Source organism: Sphingomonas larreae (genome assembly GCF_051400595.1).
Classification (GTDB): Bacteria; Pseudomonadota; Alphaproteobacteria; order Sphingomonadales; family Sphingomonadaceae; genus Sphingomonas.
Genome location: NZ_JBLFFI010000003.1, coordinates 614,771 through 637,959 on the forward strand (window position 1 = coordinate 614,771; position 23,189 = coordinate 637,959).

Sequence of the window (23,189 nt, forward strand, 5' to 3'; positions counted from 1 at the left end):
CTATGTCAACAGAACTGGGGCACCGCCGCTGGTCAGCGGGGCGCCGGGTGGCGCGGCTCTAGCGGCTGGCGGCGCTTACGGCAAGAAAAGGATAGGGATCGAGCGGCTCGCCCTGCCACCAGCGTGCGCCCGCGGGCATCCGGCTGACGCCGAAATGCAGGTGGTAATTGCCCGGTCCGGCGTCACCGGTGTCGCCGACATAGGCGATCACCTGCCCGGCGCGCACCGCCTGCCCCTCGGCCAGACCGGGCGCATAGCCGGAGAGGTGCGCGTAATAGAACTCCCACGCGCCATCCGCGGAGCGCTGGTAAAGCGCCGTCCCGCCGAGCCCGCTCTGGAACAGCTTCTCGACCCGGCCGGCGGCGGCGGCGAGCACCGGCGTGCCGGCGGGCGCGATGATGTCGAGCCCCTGATGTTCGCGCGTGCCGTCTCCGCGCGTATCACCCCAGGAGGAGCGCAGCGCGGTGCGTTCCACACCCGCGACCGGGACCAGCAGCTTGCCGGGCACCGCCGCCACCGGCGTCGGCGCTCCTGCACCGGGCGCGGCGGCGAGCGACGGCGCCCCGGCGCCGCCACCGCCTCGCCCGGGCCGATGCGGCTCGAGCAGCGACACGAACCCCGCGACCGCGACGACGATCAGCGCTAGAATGCCCCAGCCGAGTCTCGTCACGCGCGCCTCATGCCTTGAACACCGCCTTGGCGCCGTTGCCGAGCATCAACGTCAGCCGCGCCACGTCCCAATTCGCCATGCGGATGCAGCCGTGGCTCTCGCTGCGCCCGATCGTCGACGGCTCGGGCGTGCCGTGGATGCCGTAGTGCGGCTTGGAAAGGTCGATCCACACCACGCCGACCGGGCCATTGGGCCCCGGCGGCAGCATCGCCTTCTGGTCGTTCTTCTTGGCGTCCCAGAACAAAGCGGGATTGTAGTGAAACTTTGGATTATAATCCTTGCCCTGGATCTTCCACGTGCCGAGCGGCAGCGGGTCGTGCTGGCTGCCGGTCGTCACCGGAAATTGCGCCACCAGCTTGCCCGCCTTGTCGAGCACCCGCAGCGACCCTTCCGACTTGTCGACGACGATGCTGTCGCCCTGCGGCGAGGCGGCGTCGACGTTGAGCATCGTCAGCGTCTGGCGCCACTCCGGCCTGATGTCGCCCGGGTAATTGCGCGAGGTCGGCAGCGCGTTGGGGAAGGTCACCGTCGCGCCCTGCGCGATCCGCGTCGCTGGCGAGTTGAGCGCCATCAGCACCGCAGGGGTGGTATGGAACATCTCGGACAGCTTCTCCATCGGCGAGCGGTAACCGAGCGTCGGCAGCTCGGCCTGCTTATTATAGTCGTGCGGAATCGCGCCGAGGAACGGACCGCGCACCATATCGGGGGTCAGCTTGATCGTGACGGTCGGACGCGCCGCGCGGTACGGGTAGAGCGCGCGCATCGTCGCCGCGTCGGGCTTGCCCGTCTTCGGCAGCCCCCGGCTCTCCTGAAACCCGCGCAACGCGAGCTCGAGCGATTGGCCGCCGCGCCCGTCGAGAATGCCGGGCGCGAAGCCGAGATGGTCGAGGATCACCTGGACGTGGAGGATGTTGCGGTCGATCGGCGGCGGGGTTGCAGGCGCCTGCGCGGCGGCCGTAACGGGAGCAAAGGCCGCGACCCCGGCGAGAAGAGACTTGAAACGCATCGGCACCACCTCTCACGAACGTGTGAGAGGCGTAACGACTCAGCCGCGTCCCGGCTCCAGCAGATCGGCGAAGGCGCGCACCGCCGCTGCTTCGTCGCCACCCCATATCGCGCCCGACACCGCGATGAAGTCGGCACCCGCATCGATCAGCGGAGTGGCGTTGGCGGGCGTGATGCCGCCGATCGCAACCGCGGGCAGCTCGAACACCGCCGACCACCACGACAGGATCACCGGCTCGGCGCGGTGCTTCACCTCCTTGGTGGTGGTGGGATAGAAGCTGCCGAACGCGACATAATCGGCGCCCGCCTCGCCGGCTTCCATCGCGAGATGGCGGCTGTCGTGGCAGGTCACCCCGATCTGGACCGAGGGGCCGAGGATCGCGCGCGCCTCGCGCGCGTCGCCGTCCTCCTGTCCGAGGTGGACGCCATCGGCACCGAGCCGCTTGGCGAGGCTGACGCTGTCGTTGACGATGAAGGCGACGTCACGCTCGGCGCAGATCGCCTGAAGCGGCTCGGCGAGCCGCGCCGCCTGGTGCTGGTCCACATGCTTGACGCGGAACTGGAACGCCGCGACCGGGCCGGCGTCGAGCGCGCGCGCGAGCCGGTCGGGGAAGGCGCCGGTCACGTCCAGTGGCGAGATTAGGTAGAGCTGGCACGGTGGCCGGCGATCGTCGCGCTTAAAGTTGACGGCGAAATCAGGGTCAAGCGGGCCGAGCGGGTCGTCTGTCATGTGCGTGCGACTAGCGGACCATCACCGCAAGGACAACGCCGCTGCAAACGCGGCCGGATCGTCGAAGCGATGTGCAATTGCGACGATACGGCGGCGACCGACCGACACCGGCTCAGCGAGGTCGATCCAGACATTCGGGAAGGCGATCAGCGCGAGGTTGAGCACGTCGCGGGCGCGCACTTCGGCATGGGTCCACTCAGACGCGCGCAATCGTGCCACGCGCGTGCGCTTCACGGCCACGCTACGTAACCGACCGACGCGCAGCACCAGAAGGTCGCCGTCGATCAGCACGGGAAGATGCCGGAAGGAGCGGATCGCGTGGATCAACCACGCCATCGTCCCGAGCGATACCAGTGTCAGCGTCAGCGCCACGCGCGGCCACCAGAAGGCGAGCAGCGCGTGGACAACCAACATCTCTACCGACATCAGCGCCACCAACATCCACATCATCGGCGCGATTCCGCGGTGATAGTAGAAGGTGGCGCGCATCGGCGCTTACTCTTCGCCCTTGTAGATCGCGACCAGCTTCTCCAGCATCGCCAAGGCCTCGCCGCGCTCGCGCTGGAAGGTGTTGCGCCCGATGATCGAGCCGTTGCCGCCGCCCGCCAGAATGTCGCGCGCGTCCTGATAAACCGCGTCGATCCCTTTCGCCGCACCACCCGAGAACACCACGATACGCCGGCCCGCGAAGCTCGACTGGACGACGTGGCGAACCCGGTCCGCCTGGTTCGACCAGTCGGTCCCCTCATAGGCCTTCTGCGCCTCGGGCTGCTCGATATGTGCGGTCGGCAGCTTGACCTTGATGATGTGCGCGCCGAGCAGCGCCGCCATGTGCGCGGCATAGGCGCTGACGTCGAGCGCCAGCTCGCCGTCCTTGCTCAGCTTGCCGCCGCGCGGGTAGCTCCAGATCACCGTCGCGAGGCCCGCCGCGGCGGCCTCCTCGCGCAGCCCGCGGATCTGCTCCATCGACTCGAAGATGTCCTCCGAGCCAGGATAAATGGTGAAGCCGATCGCGGCGCAGCCGAGCCGCAGCGCGTCCTCGACGCTGCCGGTCTGCGCCTGCGCGTTGCGGGTCGCCCAGCTGTTCGAGCTGTTGAGCTTGAGGATGGTCGGGATGCGCCCCGCGAACGTGTCCGCCCCCGCCTCGAGCGAGCCGAGCGGCGCGGCATAGGCCGACAGGCCGGCGTCGATCGCGAGCTGATAGTGATAGTGCGGGTCGTACGCCGGCGGGTTGACCGCGAAGCTGCGCGCCGGGCCGTGCTCGAAGCCCTGATCGACCGGCAGGATGATCAGCTTGCCCGTGCCGCCGAGCTTGCCGTGCATCAGGATGCGCGCGAGATTGGCTTTGATCGCCGGGCTGGTGGCCTCGTACTTGTCGAGGATGGACTTCACGATCGGGGTCATAATTCGTCCCTATCCAGTTGTACTTAAAGCGCTAACCAGCGGCGCAACGCCTGGTCGACCTGCTCCATGCGGGTCGCCGAGGCGTGGCCGAGCAGCTTGACGATACGGTGACGTCGCACCGACGTGATCCGGTCGACCTGCACCTCGCACTCGACCGTGAGCCCGGTATGCTCCTGCGGCGAGATCGCCACCCGGAACAGCGACTCACCGCCGACCACCGCGGTGAGCGGGCAGAGCGTAACGGTAGCGTGCGTTTCGTTGAAGAGATCCGCCTGGACGACGACGCAGACGCGCGGGCCGCCGGTCGCATCCGCGGGGGCGGCGAGCTCGACGATCGCGCCGTGCGTGATCACGGGCGCGGTGTCAGGCGCGGCGGACTGTTCCGCCAGCGTCACCGCCACGCCGAGTCCTCCGCCTCGATCGTCTCCCAAAAGGCATAATCCTGCTGCGTGTCCCGCCGCGACGCGCGCAACGACTGGCGCCGCGCCTCGCGTCGGAACGCCTCGTCGTGCAGCTCGACATAACGCCGCACCGCCTCGCGCGCGATGTCGCTCTTGCTACGCCCCTGCGTCCGCGCGACCGCGGCGAGCCGCTCCTCGAGTTCCGTGTCGAGCCTGACGCCAAGCAACCTCACCTCCGTTTAACGCGTTAAACGATAGTGTGGCGGCGCTACCTTGGCAAGCCTCGTCTTTCCTACGTCGGCGACGACGTGCGAGGATCGCGCGGCTCTTTCTCACGGTTAATTTAGCGGGCACGCGCATCGGCCGGGCTCGAATGTTGAGCCGTGCTGCGCCAGCGCCTCAACTTTCTCAACATGCGATCGGCGCCCGGAAGAATGCGTAAGGGCGCAACGGGTTGCCGCTGGCGGTCCATTGGTGCCGAAATCCTCCCCCGCACGGGAGGGGGCCAGCCGATGGCTGGTCGAAGGGAGTCTTCCGCAGGCGCGGCGCTGCGGGGAGAGCCCCCTCCCCCGACCCGGCTGCGGCGCGCGGTTCCCCGCCTCGCTCGCGGGAAGGGTTTCAGCGCGCCGCCATCCTTCCTCCGAGATACCGCACCAGCGCCGCGACATCCGGCAGGTCCGCCACGAGCAGCGCCTCCCGCTCGGTCGCCGCCGACAGGCCGAGCCGTGCCGCCGCATCGAGCGCCACGTCCTCGACCTCACCTCGGTCGAGCTTGAGGAACCGGGGCAGCGTGTCCTCCGGGCGCGGCACCACGCCGGCGCCATAGAACGGCACGAGCGCGGCGCGCACCGCCGGCGCGACGCGCGGGTCGAGCTCAGGAAAACAAGCGTCGAAGTCCGCCACGGTCCAGGCCGCGCGGGCCGCCACCGCGCCGCGCACCCGCCGCACCATCAGCCAATTGGCCCAGAGCGCGCCGATCACGTACAGCGCGGTGAGCGCGCCGACCTTCTCCCAGTCGGTCACGCCCGCGTCAGGCGCGTGCGATCGCGCCCGCCTCGTTGTAGCGCAGCGCGGTCAACACGGTGCGCACGATTGCGTCGGCGTCGAGACCCGCCTCGGCATATTGGACCTCGGGCTTGTCCTGGTCCTGAAACAGGTCGGGCAGCCGCATCGTGCGGATGCGCAGGCCCGCGTCGGTCAGCCCTTCATCCGAGGCGAGCGTCAGCACGTGCGCGCCGAGGCCACCGATCGCGCCCTCCTCAATCGTCACCGCCACCTCGTGCGCGGTGAGCAGCCGGCGGATCAGCGCCTCGTCGAGCGGCTTGGCGAAGCGCAGGTCGGCCACCGTGGTCGACAGCCCCTTGGCATCGAGCGCGTCGGCCGCCTTGAGCGCCTCGCCCAGCCGGGTACCGAGCGACAGGATCGCCACCTTCTTGCCCTCGCGCACCACGCGGCCCTTGCCGATCTCGAGCGCCTGGGGCTCGGCGGGGAGCGCCACCCCGGTGCCATTGCCGCGCGGGTAGCGCACCGCGATCGGGCCCGAGTCATGCTCGACGCAGGTCTGCACCATATGCGCCAGCTCGGCCTCGTCCGCCGCCGCCATCACCACCATGTTGGGCAAAGTGGCAAGATAGGTGACGTCGAAGCTGCCCGCGTGGGTCGCGCCATCGGCGCCGACCAGCCCGGCGCGATCGATCGCGAACCGCACTGGCAGGTTCTGGATCGCAACGTCGTGCACCACCTGGTCGTAGGCGCGCTGCAGAAACGTCGAGTAGATCGCGCAGAACGGCCGCATCCCTTGTGCCGCGAGTCCGGCGGCGAAGGTTACGGCATGCTGCTCGGCGATGCCGACGTCGAAGAAGCGCTCCGGATGCGCGTTGGCGAACAGATCGAGCCCGGTGCCCGACGGCATCGCCGCGGTGATCGCGCAAACCCGCGGATCCTTGTCCGCCGCCGCGCTGAGCACCTGGCCGAAGACGTTCTGATAGGCCGGCGGTCCCGGCGGCGCCTTGGCCTGGGTGCCGGTGATCACGTCGAACTTCTGCACGCCGTGGTACTTGTCCGCCGCCTTCTCGGCGGGCGCATAGCCCTTGCCCTTCTTGGTGACGACATGGACGAGGATGGGCCCCTCCGCCGCGTCACGGACGTTCTCGAGCACGGGGATGAGATGGTCGAGATTGTGGCCGTCGATCGGGCCGACGTAATAGAAGCCCAGCTCCTCGAACAGCGTGCCGCCCATCGTCATGCCGCGCGCATATTCGTCGGTCTTGCGCAGCGAGGTGTGGAAGGGCCGCGGCAGCCGCCGTGCGATCCGCTTCATCAGCTCCCGGACGCTGAGGAACTCGCGGCTCGACACCATGCGCGAGAGATAGGCCGACAGGCCCCCCACCGGCGGCGCGATCGACATGTCATTGTCGTTGAGGATCACGACCAGGCGGTTGCCCGCCGCCTCGGCGTTGTTCATCGCCTCATAGGCCATGCCGGCGGACATTGCGCCATCGCCGATCACCGCGATCGCCTTGCCCGGCGCGTCACTCAGCCTGTTGGCCGTGGCGAACCCGAGCGCGGCCGAGATCGAGGTGGAGCTGTGCGCCGCGCCGAACGGATCATACTCGCTTTCGCTGCGCTTGGTGAAGCCGGAGAGCCCGCCGCCCTGCCGCAGCGTACGGATACGATCGCGCCGCCCGGTGAGAATCTTGTGCGGATAGCATTGGTGACCGACGTCCCAGATCAGGCGGTCACGCGGGGTGTCGAAGACATAGTGGAGCGCGACCGTCAGCTCGACCACACCGAGGCCGGAGCCGAGATGGCCGCCGGTCTGTCCCACGGCGGAGATCGTCTCCTGGCGCAGTTCGTCGGCGAGCTGGCGGAGCTGGTCAGGTTTCAGGGTGCGGAGCGAGTCGGGCGTCTCGACCGTGTCGAGCAGCGGGGTATCGGGGGCATCAGCCATCTAGCGGGAATAGCTGAGCGACATCAGGCTGTCGATTACCGGATTTGGCTTGTCAGTGCGCGGCCCCGGCACAGTAGCGGCGACATCCGGGCCGATTGCGGCGGCTCAGCCATGCGCGCGACGATTGCTCCAATGCCCGGCGGCGAGCAGCACCACGCCCGCGATCGTGAACATCGATTCGGTCAGGTGCGACTCGCCATGGGGCACGACGATCGCCACCGCCATCAACGCCAAGCCGCCACCGCCGAGGGCGATCGGCAACAGACGACGATGCGTGATCACCCCGCGACCGAAGGCCACCAGCCCAAGCGCAAGCGCCAGCGCCAGCCCGACCTCATGAATCAGCGGGCTGCCGAGCATGCCTCCCACGGTCGACAGCAGCGCCAGCGCGACCGTCGTAGCGAGGCAGTGGACGACGCATGCCGCCGACAGCCAGATCGCCCAGCGATCGAGCCGGCCGGGTCGGTCGTGACGAGAGGCATGCGACGGCAGCATGACGCGCCAGTTAGGCGATCCCGAACCATGTTACAATGTCTCATAGGGCTTTATTTGCGGCACGTGACTTGGCCGCAGGCAATAGGATAGAGGCGGCGGAATGCGTCATGTCCTCGATATCGAGCGCTCGATCCTGGGCCAGCCCTGGCGCTGGCGCGCGCTCGCCACCGATCAGCGCGACCGCTTCGTCCCGGACGATCTGCTCACCCAATTGCTGCTGTCGCGCGGCTGCGCGCGCGACGACCTCGACGCGCACAAGGCGCCCTCGATCCGCGGGTTCATGCCCGATCCCTCGATCTTCCGCGACATGGACGCCGCCGCTGTGCGGCTCGCGGATGCGGTGACCGCGGGCGAGCAGGTCGCGGTGTTCGGCGACTATGACGTCGACGGCGCCACCTCCTCCGCGCTGCTCGCGCGGCTGCTCGGCGCGCTCGGCCGTGCCCCGCGCGTCTATATTCCCGACCGGCTCACCGAGGGCTATGGTCCGACGGTCGCGGCGATGGACCGGCTTGCGGCCGAGGGCGCGACGCTGATCGTCACCGTCGATTGCGGCGCCCAGGCGTTCGAGGCGCTCGCCGCGGCGCGCGCCGACGTCATCGTGGTCGACCACCATCAATGCGCCACCGAGCTGCCGCGCGCGCATGCGGTGGTGAATCCGAACCGGCGCGACGAGACCGATGGCGCCGCGCACGGCCATCTCGCCGCGGTCGGGGTGGCGTTCCTGCTCGGCGCGGCGCTGTTGCGCGTGCTGCGCGCACGCGGGCATTTCGACGGTCGCGCCGAGCCCCGGCTGCTCGACCTGCTCGATCTCGTCGCGCTCGGCACCGTGGCGGACGTGGCGCAACTGCGCGGGCTCAACCGCGCCTTCGTGGCGCAGGGGCTCAAGGTCATGGCGCAACGGCGGAACATCGGGCTCGCCGCGCTCGCCGATGCGGCGCGACTGACGCGCGCGCCCACCGCCACCGACCTCGGGTTTGCGCTGGGACCGCGGATCAACGCGGGCGGGCGCGTCGGCCGCGCCGACCTCGGCGTACGACTGCTCACCACCGCCGACCCGGTGGAGGCACGCGCGCTCGCCGCCGAACTCGACCGGCTCAACGAGGAGCGCCGATCGATCGAGGCGATGGTGCAGGAGGCGGCCGAAGCGCTGCTGCGGCAGGACCGCGCAGTCGGCGTCGTTGCCGGCACCGGCTGGCACCCCGGCGTGATCGGCATCGTCGCCGGCCGGCTGAAGGAGAAGACCGGGCGCCCGGCGATCGTCATCGCGCTCGACGAGCAGGGCATCGGCAAGGGGTCCGGACGCTCGATCACGGGAGTGGATCTTGGCGCCGCGGTGCTCGCGGCGCTCGAACAGGGGCTGCTGATCGCGGGCGGCGGCCATGCGATGGCGGCGGGGCTGACGATCGCCGGCGACCAGGTCACCGCCTTTGCCGACTGGCTTGAGGCGCGGCTCGCCGGGGCGGTGGAAGCGGCCCAGGCCGGGCGCGCGCTGCTGGTCGACTCGGTCCTCGCCCCGGGCGGAGTGACCGCCGCCCTGGTCGAGGCGCTCGAGGCAGGGGGGCCTTATGGCAGCGGCTGGCCGGCGCCGCGTGTCGCGGTCGGACCAGTGCGGACGATCAAGGTCGACGTGGTCGGCAGCGGGCACGTGCGCGCGATCGTTGCGGGTGACGACGGACGCAGCCTCAAGGCCATGGCGTTTCGCGCCGCCGATACCCCGCTCGGCCAGGCACTGCTCGCCGCCGGGCCCTCCCGCCGGCTTTGGCTGGCGGGCCGCGCGCGCCTTGACGAGTGGAGCGGCCGCGGCACTGCCGAGCTTCACCTCGACGACGCCGCCTGGGTGGCGTGATCGCGTGCGGCGGAGCGGCAAAGCGGCTTGACCGGCCGGCGCTTTGCCCCTACCCGACCAGCCGCCTCACGGCCCCTTCGTCTAGTGGTTAGGACGCGGCCCTTTCACGGCTGAAACACGGGTTCGAGTCCCGTAGGGGTCACCATGATCGCACCGTCGGTCGGCCGGGCGCCGCCCGTCGGGGCGGGCATTGCCGGAGGCGACCGGCGTACCGCCGCCTCCTCCGACCTTTGCCCCAGCGCTATGATGCCTTGGGTTGGCTCGCGCCGTGCGCATGCCTGAACAGCGCCCCGATGCGGTCGAGCAGGCCCGCGCCATGTTGTTGCCCGCTGGTCTTGCGGTCGATCTCGTCGACCGCGGCGAGCAGGTCCTTCATGTCCCTGTCGGTGGCATAGCCCAGCGCCTCTCCCAGCCGCAGCTGGTCGCGCGCAGTCTGTAGCAGCGCGCGCAGCCGCGCATTTTCCGCAGCACTGCGGTTCGCCTTCTCGCCGAGACCGCGCGCCTGCGTGACCGCCGCCTCGGCACGGACCAGCGGCAGCGGAATGACGGTACGCTTCACCACAATGGTGCCGAGCGCCGTCTCCAAAGCTGCCTTGGCTTCTCGTGGCTTACCCTGGTGGAGCAGCGCCGCCGCCCGGGTCAGCGCGGCGGGATAGGTCGCCAGGGGCAGCTGGCTCTCGTCGATGTTGGTCTCGCTGGCGAGATCGCCAATCAGCCGGCGTGCCTCCTGCAGCCGACCGTGATCCAGCGCCGACCGCGCGCGGTCGCGCAACGCTTCCACAGCGTCGACGCTGCTGAGCAGGTCATGCGTTGCGAACGAGATGTCGACCGGCGCCAGCGCGAGATCAGGCGTGCGGGCGAGGACGATCTCGAGCTTGCCGGTGGCGCGCTCCAGTGCCGCCATGGCATCATCCGGCGTATTGCGGTCGATCGCCGCGAGCGCATTGTGCGTCTCCCGGAGCGCGTCGACCGCTTCTTGCAGCAACTCGCCGTGACGGGCTTGCGACGCCGGCGCGGGCCGGGTGCCTGCGGCCGCCGCCGGTGCGTTGATTTGCTCGGCCGGCGGGCTCTGGCGCGACGCCTTGTCCGTTGGGGCGCCCGAGCATCCCACCAGCAGAAGGACGCTCGCGGCCGCGGTGAGCGAATGCAGCTTTCCTGTCATCTCCTGTCTCCCATCGGCTCCGTACCTCAAGCGGAGCCGTTCGTGATGGATGGTTGGCCGGCTCCGGGATGAGCCGGCTGTTATGACCTGCGTGGAGAAAAGAGGGCCGGCCACCTTCGGCCGGCCCCCGCCCCGCTTACGCCGATGTCGAAGCCGCTCCGGCCCCGCTAGCGGCGTTCTTGTTCTCGAGCGCCCGCGGCGGCATCGTTCCGGCTTTGCCCGACTGGATTGCGATGCGCCGCGTTTGCTCCTGCTGCGCTCCCTTGGGCAATGTGACGGTGAGCACGCCGTTTTCAAACCGTGCCGACACCTGGTCGGGTTCAACCGTGAACGGCAGCTGGAGCGAGCGCTGGAAGGTGCCGAAAGAACGCTCGACCACGTGGTAATTCTCTTGGTCTTCCTCGCGCTCCTCCTTTTTCTCGGCGCGGATCGCAAGCACGTCGCCGTTGAGTTCGACGTGCAGATCCTGCTCGCGCACGCCGGGCAATTCCGCCGTGAGGCGTACCTCCTTGTCCGTCTCGCTGACGTTTATGTGCGGCGCGAGCACGGCCGCGCCTCTTCCCTCCCCGGGCGTGGCCGACAGTCCGGTGCTGCGCAGCACGTCCTCGAACAGGCGATTGACCTCACGATGCAGTGACACAAAGGGATCGCCGCCGAGCAGACCGCCCGGGCGGAATGGAATCAGCATATGACGAGCCATGTCATCTCTCCGTTGGTAAAGTGGGGAGCCTAGGAGTGTGTGCCCGATGGCGGCTCCCCTTACATCGGGCTGGTCGCCGGCCGGCCCTAGCGCGGCGCGTGCACCGCTGGCTCCGACTGGCGCTGTTGCCGAGCCGCGCCGGAGGCGGGTCGATGACCGGACCTGCCGGTTTGACCGATCGCGCGCCGCGGCTCGTCGGCGCGCTGCCGGTGTCGTCAGACATAGGACGGTTCGCCCCGCCGCGAACATCGTGAGGCGTTCAGCATACAGTGGACAGCTGCCATCGCCTGCACAACGAACGCTGCTTCGAACGGCCTTGGTTCGAACGGTGGCGGCAAGGCCGCAAGACGGGACGATTTGTCGAGAGCAGATCATCGCGATCATCGCCAAGCCTCCTCGATCCTCGCTCCTGTCGCTCCGTTCTCGCCTTTCCGTCGCTGATGACGACGCGCCAGATAGGAGCGTCCGCGGCATCGTCAAGACCCGGATCGCGACGCATTGCCGCTGCTCCGCGAAGCGGTCATAGCGGGACGATGACGCGCACCGCAGCGGCATCGATCTGGGAAATATGCACCCCTGCCAGCCGGATCAGCTTGCTCCTCGCCGCGGCGGCCACGCTGGTCGCGTCACCGGCGCATGCGCAGCAGGAGGACGAACAACTCTGGCTGCAGGTCAACACCAGCGTGCCGCTCCCCGGGGCAGCGCAGCTCACGCTCGAGCAGATCGCGCGCTTCAGCGATCGGCAGGCGGGGCTGTATCAAACCGAGTTCGGTGCGCTGCTGTCCTATCGCATCGTGCGCGGCGTCGAACTCGGCGCGGGGTATCGCAAGGTGGGCGCGCATAACCGCAATACCGCGGCGAACGAGGATCGCTTCCGCCAGCAGATCGTCGCCACCTTCGGGCGCTTCGCCAGCCGGTTCCGCGTCGACGAACGGTTTGATCCGCGCGGCGATGAGGTCGGCGTCCGGATCCGCCCGCTGCTGCGGTACAATCACCCGATCGCGCCGGGTGGCACGGCGCTGTTCGTCAGCCACGAGAGCTTCTGGCTCGCGAACGATACGAGTTGGGGTCAGCGACGCGGCTATGAACGGATGCGCAATATCGCCGGCTTGGTCGTGCGAACAAGCGCCACGACCAGTCTCGACATCGGCTACCTGAACCAGTTTCGGTTCGGCCGCGACGGCGCGCGCGACCAGATGGACCACGCACTGACGCTGCAGCTCACGATCAAGCTGCACTCGGCCGAACCGACCACCACGCACGACTGAGCGCCACCCCGGCGCCCCTCCCCTGAGAAGCGCCGGCGTGCCGGCCTCAGATCACGCCCGCCTGCATCTGCTTGACCGCATGATCCGCCGCGCGCGCGGTCATCGCCATGAAGGTGAGCGAGGGATTGACGCACGATACCGACGCCATCTGCGCACCGTCGGTAACGAAGAGGTTGGGCGCGTCATGCGCCTGGTTCCACCCGTTGAGCACCGAGGTGCCGGGGTCGCGCCCCATGCGCGCGCCGCCCATCTCGTGGATCGCCTCGCCCGGCACATGCTTGCCGCGGCCGCCCTTCACATTGGTCAGCCCGGCGCGCTTCAGCATCAGCTGCCCCTGCTCGAGCGCATCGTCCATCATCTTGATCTCATTGTCGCGGAACGTCACGTCGAAGCGCAGCAGCGGCGTGCCGAAGCGATCGGTCTTGCTGAAGTTCAGCATGACCCGATTGTCGTCGTACGGGAGGCATTCGCCGAACGCGCCCATCTGGAAGCGCCACGGGCCATATTCGCGCATGCCATGTTTCATCGCGGCGCCGAAGCCTTCCGGCGCGGCGGGCTGCCGGCTGGCCTGGCCCTGATAGCCATAGCCGCGCTTGAAGGGCAGGTCCTCGGCGACGAGATTGCGGAAACGCGGAACATAGACCCCGCCCGGGCGGCGGCCGAACTCGACCAGGTCGGTCATGCCGGGGATGTCGCCCGACACGCCGACGCGGAAGATATGGTCCATCACCGCGCTGCCGAGCGCGCCGTTGGAGTGGAACCAGCTCCGCTCGCTGTCCGCCGGGCGCGAGTTGAGCAGGATGTGAAGCGAACTCATCGCGGAGGCGCACAGGAAGACCATGCGCGCCTGCACCACCTCGGCGCGCCCGGTCTTCGCGTCGACCAGCCGCACACCCGTGACCCGCTTGCGCGCGGGATCATATTCCACGTTGGTGGCCCAGGTGTCGGAGCGCAGCGTCAGGCGACCGGTCGCGCGCGCCGCGGGCAAGGTCACCGCCTGGGTCGAGAAATAGGCACCGAAGCTGCAGCCATGGCTGCACTGCGAGCGCTTCTGGCACCGCGTACGGTTCTGCTCGGGCTTGTCCTCGGTGATGTTGCTGAGCCGCGCGTTGATCAGCTTGCGTCCGGGGAACTCGGCCTCGAGCCGCTGCTTGAACCATTTCTCCGCGACGTTCATCGGAAACGGCGGCATGAATTCGCTGTCAGGGAGGTAATCGAGCCCCTCCTTGCCGCCCGACACGCCGATATACTTCTCGACATAGCTGTACCAAGGCGCGACGTCGTCGTAGCGGATCGGCCAGTCGGTGCCGACGCCCTCGCGCTTATTCGCGTCAAAGTCCTTGTCGCTCCAGCGGAAGCTCCACCGTCCCCAGGTCAGCGACTTGCCGCCGACGACCGATGGCCGGACCCAGTTGAACTTGTTCGGCGCGTCATAATCATAGGGATTGAGCCGATCGTTGATGAAGAACGGCTGCGTCGCGGGCGACACCCAGCCATTGAGCGCGAAATAGTCGCGCTTGGCCAGGGCCGCGGGCATCTTGTCACGTGCGGGAACATCATAAGCGGACTTGCCGTCATACGGATAGTCCTCGCCGTGCTCGACCATACGGCCGCGATCCACCATCAGGACGCGCAGGCCCTTTTCGGTGAGTTCCTTGGCGGCCCAGCCGCCGCTCACGCCTGAGCCGATGACGATGGCGTCGAAGCGATCTGTTGCTGCCATGATCTTGCCCGTCCGATACTTGAAGTCTGAAGAGAAACCGCGACGCTGAGGGAGATACCTTCGGCGTCAGGACGAGAAGATCCGCTTGACCTTCGCATAGGGGTAAGCACCGTCATACTCACCCGGCACCGGCAGATAGTGACGCTCCTGCGTGATCCCGACCTCTGAGGTGTAATAACCCGAGATTACGAGCTGGCGGAACGCATCGAAGAACGGCTCCGCTCCGGGCAGCTGCCGATTCATTGCCAGCGTGAGCAGCGCATCCTGCTGCGCCGCCGTAGCCCCGACCGCGGCCTTCTTGTAATCCGACTGACTGCGCGCATCGATCGCGGCCAGTCCGTTGAGGATTGTGTCGCGTTCGTCGTCGATCGCCCAGTCGCCCAGCATATGCTCGATATACGCGGGTACGCCCGCGGCGATCGCGCCCGGCGTATCGGTGGTGGGCAGCACGCGCTCGCTCAGCGCGGCGACCAAGGCGCGCTGCGCGGGGGTGAACACCGTCGCAGGCGGCCCGGTGTTGATCACCGGATCGGGTTGATAAGCAGCGGCACGCGCCAGCGGCGCGAAGAGGTTGGCGCCGAACATGCCGACGACGCCGGCCAAGGCGGTTCTGCGATCGATCAACGCTCATCTCCCTGGATCAACGGGAGGTGAACATGCCACGCGCTCGCGCCCGGCAACGGTTGCGTTACCATGACGCGGCGCACGACGCCGGCGCCTCGACGACCATCAGCCATTGGCCTCCCCTCACTCTCGTTAAAAGCATGGTTATTCCGCAAGAGGCGGGTTCGTCAATGCGCCCGATCGGTGAAAACGGAACCAACCGTCACGTTCGAGGATTTCAGTCCGCTTGCGCCTGCCGGGCAGCAGCGACCCTTTCCGTGTCATGCATCTTCCTGAATAGCGCTACCATGTGGGCGCGTGCGGAGGTCCGCCGCCCGCACGACAGCCCGGCTCGGGCCGGTTCGAGGTTGTGGTCTGGTGTGATGTTATTGGTCGCGGGTACCAGCGCTTAAGGTAAGCGACACCAGACGATGGGGTGAGCAACCTGTCACCAAAGCTCACCCTGCCGGCCTTTCGCTCAAAGGCTCCACCCGCGTGTCGGTATTGGCAGCGCTGCGAATGACGAACACCTCGCCTGCGCGACGGCGCCGCCTGGGAATTTCGATGTCGGCGAGGCACGATGGTTCGCTCGCAACAAAGCGAAGCAGCTTCAGTCGCCGCGTGCCTTGGCTGCAAATTCGTTCAGTTGCGACAGGGTCTGATCGAACCGACCTTCCGCTTCGGCGCGGCGGAGGAAGCCGACGCGTTCCACCAGGATCTCCGGCGGGGTCGGCACCTGGGAAAGCAGCGCCATCACTTCGTCAGCGAAATCGTCGAGCGGCTGGTAGCCGGGACGGCTCTCCTGCCCCGGGGTCAGCCCCGTCTGGACCGCAGGCGGAGCAAGCTCGATCACCTCGACGCGGCCCCGCAGCACCTCGCGCATGGCGACCGTATAGGAATGGATCGCCGCCTTGGTCGCGTTGTAGGTAGGCGTCACCACCAGCGGCACGAAGGCCAGCCCCGACGTCACGTTCACGACAGCAGCGTCGGGCTGCTGCACGAGGTGATCGATCAGCGCGTTGGTCAGCCTTATCGGGCCGAGCAGGTTGGTGGTGATCGTCGCTTCCGCGTCCGCCAGGTCGCGATAGCTGTCCAGCGCCTCGAAGCGCATGATCCCTGCGTTGTTGACGAGGACGTTGATGGCGGGGTGCTGCGCCAACAGCCTGCGAGCGAAGTCGGTGATCGCATCCGCGCGTTCCACGTCCAGCTCGATGGCGTGCATGTTGGCGCGCCCGGTAATCGCCTTCTCCAGCGCCTCTCGACGCCGCCCGGCTACAATCACCGTGTTGCCGGCGTCATGGAGCCGATGCGCGAGCGCCTCGCCGATGCCCGACCCGCCGCCGGTGATGAGAATGGTGTTGCCGCTTGTCTTCATGAGATCCGCTCCAGCTTGGAGCCGGTCATCTAAGGCGCTACGTTCGATCAGGAAGAAGGCACTGGAAATATCCATACTTACCGAAAGGAGAGTGACTGCGTGTCGAGCCTGCCGTTTCATAACGCCACCCTTCTCAGAACGCGTCGTATTGCCGAGACGCCGCCACCCGACGATTGCGATCCCAAGGTGGAGGCGCTGGTCAACGAGCTGATTGGCCGCGTCGCCGACAAGTGGACGATGATCATCCTCGAAGTCTTGGGCGAGCACGGGGAGCTGCGCTTTACCCAGCTCTCCCGCTTGGTCAGTGGCGTCAGTCAGAAGATGCTTACCCAGACGCTCCGCCAGATGGAGCGCGATGGCATGGTAACCCGCACCGTCCATCCGGTCGTGCCGCCGCGCGTGGAATATCGGCTGACGGACATCGGCGCGAGCTTAGGCGCCGCCTTTTGCGGGGTATGGATTTGGGCGGACGACAATCTGACCCGTGTCGAGGAGGCGCGAGCGCGTTTCGACGCCCAGCAATCCTGACCGGATCGAGCCAGATCCATTCCGTCGCGGGCGGGTCGTATTCAGGCCGCCGTGCGGAAGACCCGGTTGCGTTTCCAGCCCGCACATCGCGCTTCCTGACCTGCGCCATCCTTCACGTGCCACCGTGTATGCGTCGGCGCGTGCGGGTAGAACAGAGCCTCAGCGCACCTTCATCCTCGGCGACTTGGTCCCGTCGGTCATCCGAACCGGGAGGATCCGTCCATCGGCTGCATAAGTGAGGCGGTCGATCGCAACCTGCCGCTCGCCCTTGAACGGGGCGGGGCCTGCGGGTCGATCCCAACGATGATAGACGATCAACCAATTGCCCGCCGGCGTCCGCACGAAGCTGTGGTGGCCCGGCCCCTTATGCTGACGGTCGCTGGTGAGAATGGCGCCGCGATATGTCCAAGGCCCGACCGGTGAGGGCGCGGTCGCATAATGGACGGAATAGTCCGCCGCGTTGAAGCGGCCATGGCTGTATGACAGGTAATAGGTGCCGTTCCGCTCGTGCATGAACGCGCCCTCGGTGAACTGCGGTGGCGTGACGACAGGCACCTCGCGCGCAATCCCGATCATGTCGGGTCTCAGCTCCCACACGCGCAGCGCCGCGCCTGCACTGCCTCCCGCGTAGAGATACGCGATACCGGTACGCGGATCGACAAAGACCATCGGGTCGATCGCCTCGAACCCGCTTCCCCCGGTAACGAGCGGACGGCCGCTGTCGCGATACGGCCCCTCCGGACGTTCGGCGACGGCCACGCCGATGCGACTGGGTGTCGGATGTTGCGGTCCGACCGAATAATAGAGATACCATTTGCCATCGCGCGTTGCGACGCCCGGAGCCCAGAGGAAATGCTCGGGCGCGCCGTCCGCGCCGATCCAGGCAATCTGATCACGCCGGATGAGTTCGCCGCGCGGCCGCCATGTTTTCAGGTCCGGGGAAGAGAAGGCGCGGAAGCGATCCGCCGCCCAGCTTCCTTCGGGCCCGCCGGTCGGAAACAGCCACAGCTCGTTGCCGATCATGACGGCGTGCGGATCGGCACCCTGAAACTGCGGGTTGTCGGCAAGCGCCGGCACCGTTGCGCCGGCGAGCAACAGGACGGCGGCAAAAAAGCGAAATAGCGTCAAAGCCAACATCCGGGTCAGAAGCGGAAGCGCACACCAAGCGAATAGCTACGCTCGATGTATCGAACCTGGAACGGATAGCTGTCCCCTGCGCCATTATAGGCCCGATCGTTACGGACGGGCGTGCCCAGAACGTTCAGCAGGTCAAAGGCGATCGTCACGTTGGGCACTGGCGTGACGGTGGTCGAGAAATCCATGACGCCCAAGGACTTCTGGTAGAGCGGCGCGAGAAATCCCGCCTGCAGGTCCTGATATTCGGTCGCGAAGCGGGACCGCCAATTGTACGCGAGCCGTGCCGAAAAGACCGGACGCTCGTACAATCCAACCAGGTTGAAGGAATGTTTCGACACGCCGGGGAACGGCTGCTGACCCGGCAGCCGGTCACGGAACTCCGGTGCCAATTCGGTCGAGGCGTCAAGGTAGGTATAATTGGCTTGCAGGCCGAAGCCGCGAGCCCATTCCGGCAGGCTGGCAATGTCGAGGAAGCCGGTGAACGCCAACTCGGCGCCCTGCACTCGTCCGTTGCCGCCATTGCTCGGCGAGTTGACGCGGCGATCCGGCGTCCCGGCCACCGTGATGTTGGTGGTGCTCCGGAAGATGAAATTGCTCACGTCCCGGCGGAACACGCCCGCGGTCAGCGACCCCGAGGGAGCGTAATAATATTCGAGCGACACGTCGTAATTGTTTGAACGCAGCGGGCTCAGGTTCGGGTTGCCCGACGTAACCGGGACGAAGCAATTGACCGTATCGACACCTTCGGTCGAACATGCTGTCGGCACGGTCCCGACATTGCTGGACGGGTTCAGGTCGATGAAGTTCGGCCGCGTGCGCGTCTGCGTGAAAGCAAGCCGCAGTTGAAGGTCGTTGGCAAGCGTCGCGCGCAGGTTCGCATTGGGCAGGTAGTCGGTATAGCGGTTCGTCTGCGCGACAGGAGTAAAGGTGTCGGTGGTCGCGTCGTACGAATTGCCTTGCACTTGCGTGCGCGTGTTGATGACGCGCAGTCCCACATTTCCCTCGATCGGGATGCCGATGTCGAAGGCGTATTTGGCCTGCGCATAGCCGGCCCACGAACGTTCGGATGCGGTGAACGTCTCCTGATCGTTGAAGGCGGGGTTGCCGGGCGAGAAGCCGGCGATCGCGCGCAGCGGGTCGCGATTGTCGAACACGCTGTCGAAGGTCGCGCCAGGGAAGACGGTGACCGGCTGGTCGTTGTCGAAGCGAAATCCGCGCGTGATCGGCCTGATCTGGACGGGCAGGTCGGGATAGGTCAGCCCGGTCTGGATCAATCCAGCATATCGCTGCCCGTTGTAGCGCGCCGCGTCGCGCGTGTTGAAACGGACACCGGCCTGTAGCTTCGGCAGGACATCGAGGCCCAGGTCGTATTCGGCATCCAGCCGCGCCTGCCAGTCCTTGCCGGTGGCGCGGAAATTGGCGTCGAACAGCCCGCGAAGCGCATAATTGTTGGGGTCGGACGCGTCGAAATCGACGAAGTCGAACACGCCGCCGCCCTGCCCCCGCGCGATATCGAAATCGACATTGCGCGTCGGCGAGCTGGTGAAGGCGTAATCGATGTTCGCGCTCTGCTGCGTATACGTGCTGTCGGTATAAGCGACGTCACCAGTCAGCTTGAGCCGACCCGCCGTCCAGATCGCGCCGCCGGCGAGTTGATAGGTATCGGTGCGCGCCCTCGTGAACGCATCATAGCCGTCCGGCGTCGAAGCGCCGGTGACGGTCATGCTCTGCACCGAATTGCTGCCGTTGCGCAGCACCACGTTGCTGTATTGCGCGCCATCGCCGAACGTCGGCACGAACAGCCAGTGATTGCGGTCCTTGGCACGATAGCCTTGAAACAGTCCGTCTATATAGAATTCGAGGTTGCTGGCAGGGCGCCATTGCACCGCCGCGTTGACGGACGGACGCCAGCGGTTGCCGCTGCCGTAGAAAATGCCTTGTCCGTTCGGCCGGGTAAATCCAGCCGCGTCGTTGGGAGCGCCCGGCTCCGGGGTGACGAACCGGTCGACCTCGCGCGTCGCGTCGAGAAAGTCGATGTTCGAGATCGCGGCGTTGACCAACACGCCGATCTCGCCGATGCCCGTGTCCCAGCGATCGGTGACCAGAAGGTTGCCGTTATAGTCGAGCCGCTGGCTCTGCTCCCAATGCACGCCGTTCAGCGAACCGGAAAGCTGCAAGCCGTCGAAGTCGAACGGTCGCCGCGACCGGACGTTCACTTGCCCCCCGATCCCGCCCTCGATCAGGTTGGCGGTCGACGACTTGTAGACCTCCAGCGCCTGCACGGCGCCGGCCGGGAAATCCTGGATCGCGACGAAACGGTTTTCGGCAGTGAAGATCTCTCGCCCGTTATACGTCGTGGAGATATCGGGCAGCCCGCGGATCTGCACGCCGGCCGCCTCACCTGCGGCGCGGGTCACCTGAACGCCGGTGACGCGCGCGAGTGCGGCGGAGGCCGTCACGTCGGGTAGCTTGCCGATATCCTCCGCTACGATGGAGTCGACGATCCCCTCGGCGTTGCGTTTGATGTTCTGCGCCGATTGCAGGCTGCGTCGCAGGCCCGTGACCACGATGTCGTCGCCTTCCCCGTCTTCTTGCGTTGCATCGCCGAGCGTCGCAGGGTTGGCAACAGTGTCCGCCGCCGTCGTCGGCTTCGGCGCCTCACTTTGCGCTGCCGCGTTCGTCGCGGCGCACAACGCGCCCGCGGACACGGTCGCAATAAGCCACTGCTTCACGTCACCTCTCCCTGCGAGACCACTCGGTTCTTTGAGGGACGCCTTACAAGCATCGCCCTGCCCCGCCACTTTCCTGCGTTAACAGTGGCTTCCAAAAAATACTATTATTATCTCTGCTGGCGGGATCATGGGCGAATGACAACGTCGCGGACGTGGATGTCCGCCCTTGAAGTAGCGTTCCAGCGAGTTGATACGGCCTCCATCCATCGGCAGCGCGGCCATGCCGTCGGGCCCTTGGGACGACATTGCACACGATGTCGTGATCAGCATAGCGCGCAGGCAGGCCGACGGGCTCGCCGCCCATCCGTTGGCAGCGCGCGGCGGACGTAATGAACTCGACGCCGTACGGTCACTAACCTGACATGTCGCGCTTCTAACGCGCAGCGAACGCGTGCCAGCGGAGCCGCGGCGGGAGATATCATGAAATTCGCAACGAGTTGCGCGGTGGTCGCGCTGCACTGTCTTGGCGCGTCCGACGCCTGGGCACAGGCGAACAGCGGTATGCCGCTTGCTGGCGCCAGCACGACGGGCACGCCGCCGGACGAGGTCGTGGTGACCGGCACACGCGAGCGCGGCCGCACGCGTTATGACGCGCTCGCCCCGGTCGACGTCCTGTCGGAGGCGCTGGTGCGCTCGAGCGTGTCGAGCGACGTCAACGACAATCTCGCGCAGCTCCTGCCTTCGTTCAACGTCCAGCGCCTGCCCGCGGCTGATGGCCAGGCGTTCGTCCGCCCGGCGTCGCTGCGCGGCTTATCGGCCGACCAGACGCTCGTCCTGGTGAACGGCAAACGCTACCATCGTTCGGCGCTGCTCGGCACGCGCGGCGCGCAATCGCCCGACCTCGCCAGCATTCCCTCTCTTGCGATCAAGCGCATCGAAGTGCTGCGCGACGGCGCCTCGGCGCAATATGGTTCCGACGCGATCGCGGGCGTCATCAACATCATCCTCGACGACGCGCCGGGCATGGAGGCGTTCGGCCAGTTCTCGCAATATTATGAAGGCGACGGCAACGAATATCAGACCGGCGCGCGCGGCGGTGTCGCGCTCGGCGATCGCGGCGCGATCGTCTTCACCGGCCAGTTCGATCATGCGGAAGCGACTTCACGCACGCGCCAGCGCCCCGACGCGATCGCCTTTCAAGCGGCGCATCCCGACATCGCGCTGCCCAATCCGGTTCAGCGCTGGGGGCAGCCCGATGAGGAGCGCGTGCGCGGCGCGGTGGACCTCCATTACGAACTGGCCCCGGCCGCGACCCTTTACGCCTTCGGCACCGTGCAGCAAGGCGAGGGCGTGACCGACTTCAACTGGCGCAACCCCGACGGCACCGCCAGCGTCTATGCTGCCAGCCGCGCTTTTCCCGGCTTCAGCTTCACCGCGCTGTACCCCGCGGGTTTCACACCGCGCTTTGGTACTGACTTTGCCGATCTCCAGCTCGCCAGCGGGCTGCGCGGCGAGTTGAGTGAGCGGCTCAGCTACGACCTCAGCGCGTCGGCGGGTCGCAGCCGGATCGACTATAGGCTCGGAGAAAGTCTCAACGCCTCGCTCGGTCCGCTGAGCCCCACCAGCTTCTATCTCGGGCGACTGACCCAGCGCGAGTTCAACCTCAACGCCGACCTTGTCTACCGACTGCCGGTCGGCACCGCCGAACCGGTCAACGTCGCTTTCGGGGGCGAGCGCCGGATCGAGCGCTATAGCGTCGGCACCGGCGACCCCGCCTCGTACGCCATCGGGCCCGGCGCGGCGACGGGGCTGGCGCCCAATGCGAACGGCTTCCCCGGATTCGGCCCAGCGCAGGCGGGCGCGTTCCGGCAGCGCAGCTACGCCGGCTACGTCGACCTGGCGTGGCGACCGGTCGAGCAGATCTCGCTGGGTGCGGCCGGGCGCTACGAGGATTTCTCGAGCTTCGGCGACAAGTTCACCTACAAGTTTTCCGCGCGGGTCGACCCGGCGCGCTGGGTCGGCGTGCGCACCACCTATTCCACCGGTTTCCGCGCGCCCACGCCGGCGCAACTCAACACGCGCGTGGTGAGCCAAGGGCTCGACACGCGCACGCTGCAGGTCTTCAACCAGGGCCGGCTCGCGCCGACGGACCCTCTCGCGGTCGCGCTCGGCGCGACGCCGCTGCGCCCCGAGACGTCGAAGAACCTGAGCGGCGGCCTTGTCTTCCAGACCGACGTCGGGATCGGCGCTACGGTCGACCTGTACCAGATCGACGTCGACGATCGCTTCAGCCAGTCCGCCACGATCGCCATCCCGGCGACGCTGCCGAACCCGGACCGCTTCACCTCGATCAGCTATTTCACCAACGACTTCGATACACGAACCCGCGGCATCGACGCGGTGCTGACCTATGCGCACGCGGTCGGCCCGGGGCGCGTCAATTTGAGCCTCGCCTACAATTACAACCAGACGCGGGTCCGCAGCGGTACCAGCGCCGCGATCACCAACGCCACGCAGCGG

General features: G+C 67.3%; 21 protein-coding genes and 1 tRNA gene. 5 read left to right on the forward strand and 17 right to left on the reverse strand.

The window, feature by feature from the left end; translation table 11 throughout:
* Nucleotides 1-58: 58 nt before the first annotated feature.
* The 10 genes from ACMGDM_RS14445 to ACMGDM_RS14490 form a co-directional block, all read right to left on the reverse strand.
* Nucleotides 59-670 (reverse strand): M23 family metallopeptidase, encoded by a 612-nt coding sequence (locus tag ACMGDM_RS14445; RefSeq protein ID WP_436804802.1) that lies wholly within the window; start codon nucleotides 668-670, stop codon nucleotides 59-61.
* Between the two features lie 7 nt (nucleotides 671-677).
* Nucleotides 678-1,676, reverse strand: a complete 999-nt coding sequence (locus ACMGDM_RS14450) for a L,D-transpeptidase family protein (protein ID WP_436804803.1) — start codon at nucleotides 1,674-1,676, stop codon at nucleotides 678-680.
* 39 nt (nucleotides 1,677-1,715) lie between these two features.
* Complete coding sequence (thiE, locus tag ACMGDM_RS14455; RefSeq protein WP_436804804.1) at nucleotides 1,716-2,405, reverse strand: thiamine phosphate synthase; 690 nt, start codon at nucleotides 2,403-2,405, stop codon at nucleotides 1,716-1,718.
* Nucleotides 2,406-2,426: 21 nt separating this feature from the next.
* Complete coding sequence (locus ACMGDM_RS14460; protein WP_436804805.1) at nucleotides 2,427-2,894, reverse strand: hypothetical protein; 468 nt, start codon at nucleotides 2,892-2,894, stop codon at nucleotides 2,427-2,429.
* Between the two features lie 6 nt (nucleotides 2,895-2,900).
* Nucleotides 2,901-3,809 carry a class I fructose-bisphosphate aldolase gene (locus tag ACMGDM_RS14465; protein WP_436804806.1) on the reverse strand — a complete coding sequence of 303 codons (909 nt, stop codon included), beginning with the start codon at nucleotides 3,807-3,809 and terminating at the stop codon, nucleotides 2,901-2,903.
* 23 nt (nucleotides 3,810-3,832) lie between these two features.
* Nucleotides 3,833-4,210, reverse strand: a complete 378-nt coding sequence (locus ACMGDM_RS14470; protein ID WP_436804807.1) for a type II toxin-antitoxin system PemK/MazF family toxin — start codon at nucleotides 4,208-4,210, stop codon at nucleotides 3,833-3,835.
* A complete protein-coding gene (locus tag ACMGDM_RS14475; protein ID WP_311732365.1) occupies nucleotides 4,201-4,443 on the reverse strand; it encodes a ribbon-helix-helix protein, CopG family in 243 nt (80 codons plus the stop codon). Before ACMGDM_RS14475 ends, ACMGDM_RS14470 begins: the two co-directional genes overlap by 10 nt.
* 385 nt (nucleotides 4,444-4,828) lie before the next feature.
* Nucleotides 4,829-5,233: a hypothetical protein gene (locus ACMGDM_RS14480; protein WP_436804808.1), complete on the reverse strand. Its 405-nt coding sequence runs from the start codon at nucleotides 5,231-5,233 to the stop codon at nucleotides 4,829-4,831.
* Between the two features lie 7 nt (nucleotides 5,234-5,240).
* Complete coding sequence (gene dxs, locus ACMGDM_RS14485) at nucleotides 5,241-7,160, reverse strand: 1-deoxy-D-xylulose-5-phosphate synthase (protein WP_436804809.1); 1,920 nt, start codon at nucleotides 7,158-7,160, stop codon at nucleotides 5,241-5,243.
* Between the two features lie 105 nt (nucleotides 7,161-7,265).
* Nucleotides 7,266-7,655, reverse strand: a complete 390-nt coding sequence (locus tag ACMGDM_RS14490) for a MerC domain-containing protein (protein WP_436804810.1) — start codon at nucleotides 7,653-7,655, stop codon at nucleotides 7,266-7,268.
* 100 nt (nucleotides 7,656-7,755) lie between these two features.
* Between ACMGDM_RS14490 and recJ the strand changes: the two genes are divergently transcribed.
* On the forward strand, nucleotides 7,756-9,501 hold the full coding sequence (gene recJ / locus ACMGDM_RS14495; RefSeq protein WP_436804811.1) for a single-stranded-DNA-specific exonuclease RecJ: 1,746 nt from the start codon (nucleotides 7,756-7,758) through the stop codon (nucleotides 9,499-9,501).
* Between the two features lie 70 nt (nucleotides 9,502-9,571).
* A tRNA-Glu gene (locus tag ACMGDM_RS14500) sits at nucleotides 9,572-9,646 on the forward strand.
* A gap of 96 nt (nucleotides 9,647-9,742) precedes the next feature.
* Here the strand turns inward: ACMGDM_RS14500 and ACMGDM_RS14505 are convergent.
* Together ACMGDM_RS14505 and ACMGDM_RS14510 are read right to left on the reverse strand one after the other, a co-directional pair.
* Nucleotides 9,743-10,777 carry a YfdX family protein gene (locus ACMGDM_RS14505; RefSeq protein WP_436804812.1) on the reverse strand — a complete coding sequence of 345 codons (1,035 nt, stop codon included), beginning with the start codon at nucleotides 10,775-10,777 and terminating at the stop codon, nucleotides 9,743-9,745.
* Between the two features lie 22 nt (nucleotides 10,778-10,799).
* Nucleotides 10,800-11,363 carry an Hsp20/alpha crystallin family protein gene (locus tag ACMGDM_RS14510; RefSeq protein ID WP_436804813.1) on the reverse strand — a complete coding sequence of 188 codons (564 nt, stop codon included), beginning with the start codon at nucleotides 11,361-11,363 and terminating at the stop codon, nucleotides 10,800-10,802.
* Nucleotides 11,364-11,896: 533 nt separating this feature from the next.
* Between ACMGDM_RS14510 and ACMGDM_RS14515 the strand changes: the two genes are divergently transcribed.
* On the forward strand, nucleotides 11,897-12,631 hold the full coding sequence (locus tag ACMGDM_RS14515; protein WP_436804814.1) for a DUF2490 domain-containing protein: 735 nt from the start codon (nucleotides 11,897-11,899) through the stop codon (nucleotides 12,629-12,631).
* A 46-nt stretch (nucleotides 12,632-12,677) separates the two neighbouring features.
* Here ACMGDM_RS14515 and ACMGDM_RS14520 read toward each other — a convergent pair whose 3' ends face one another.
* The 3 genes from ACMGDM_RS14520 to ACMGDM_RS14530 all read right to left on the reverse strand — a co-directional run bounded on the left by ACMGDM_RS14520 (nucleotide 12,678) and on the right by ACMGDM_RS14530 (nucleotide 16,332).
* Nucleotides 12,678-14,354, reverse strand: coding sequence for a GMC oxidoreductase (locus tag ACMGDM_RS14520; RefSeq protein WP_436804815.1), 1,677 nt, complete (start codon nucleotides 14,352-14,354; stop codon nucleotides 12,678-12,680).
* Between the two features lie 66 nt (nucleotides 14,355-14,420).
* On the reverse strand, nucleotides 14,421-14,978 hold the full coding sequence (locus tag ACMGDM_RS14525; RefSeq protein WP_436804816.1) for a gluconate 2-dehydrogenase subunit 3 family protein: 558 nt from the start codon (nucleotides 14,976-14,978) through the stop codon (nucleotides 14,421-14,423).
* A gap of 589 nt (nucleotides 14,979-15,567) precedes the next feature.
* The gene (locus tag ACMGDM_RS14530; RefSeq protein ID WP_436804848.1) at nucleotides 15,568-16,332 is read right to left on the reverse strand and encodes an SDR family oxidoreductase; all 765 of its coding nucleotides are present in this window, start codon (nucleotides 16,330-16,332) and stop codon (nucleotides 15,568-15,570) included.
* Between the two features lie 147 nt (nucleotides 16,333-16,479).
* Here ACMGDM_RS14530 and ACMGDM_RS14535 point away from each other — a divergent pair, with 147 nt between their 5' ends.
* Nucleotides 16,480-16,860, forward strand: coding sequence for a winged helix-turn-helix transcriptional regulator (locus ACMGDM_RS14535; RefSeq protein ID WP_436804849.1), 381 nt, complete (start codon nucleotides 16,480-16,482; stop codon nucleotides 16,858-16,860).
* Between the two features lie 159 nt (nucleotides 16,861-17,019).
* Here the strand turns inward: ACMGDM_RS14535 and ACMGDM_RS14540 are convergent, their stop codons facing one another.
* A complete protein-coding gene (locus ACMGDM_RS14540; RefSeq protein WP_436804817.1) occupies nucleotides 17,020-17,988 on the reverse strand; it encodes a family 43 glycosylhydrolase in 969 nt (322 codons plus the stop codon).
* 14 nt (nucleotides 17,989-18,002) lie between these two features.
* Nucleotides 18,003-20,729 (reverse strand): TonB-dependent receptor, encoded by a 2,727-nt coding sequence (locus ACMGDM_RS14545; RefSeq protein ID WP_436804818.1) that lies wholly within the window; start codon nucleotides 20,727-20,729, stop codon nucleotides 18,003-18,005.
* Nucleotides 20,730-21,149: 420 nt separating this feature from the next.
* Between ACMGDM_RS14545 and ACMGDM_RS14550 the strand changes: the two genes are divergently transcribed.
* A partial coding sequence (locus tag ACMGDM_RS14550; RefSeq protein ID WP_436804819.1) for a TonB-dependent receptor plug domain-containing protein occupies nucleotides 21,150-23,189 on the forward strand: 2,040 nt, incomplete at its 3' end.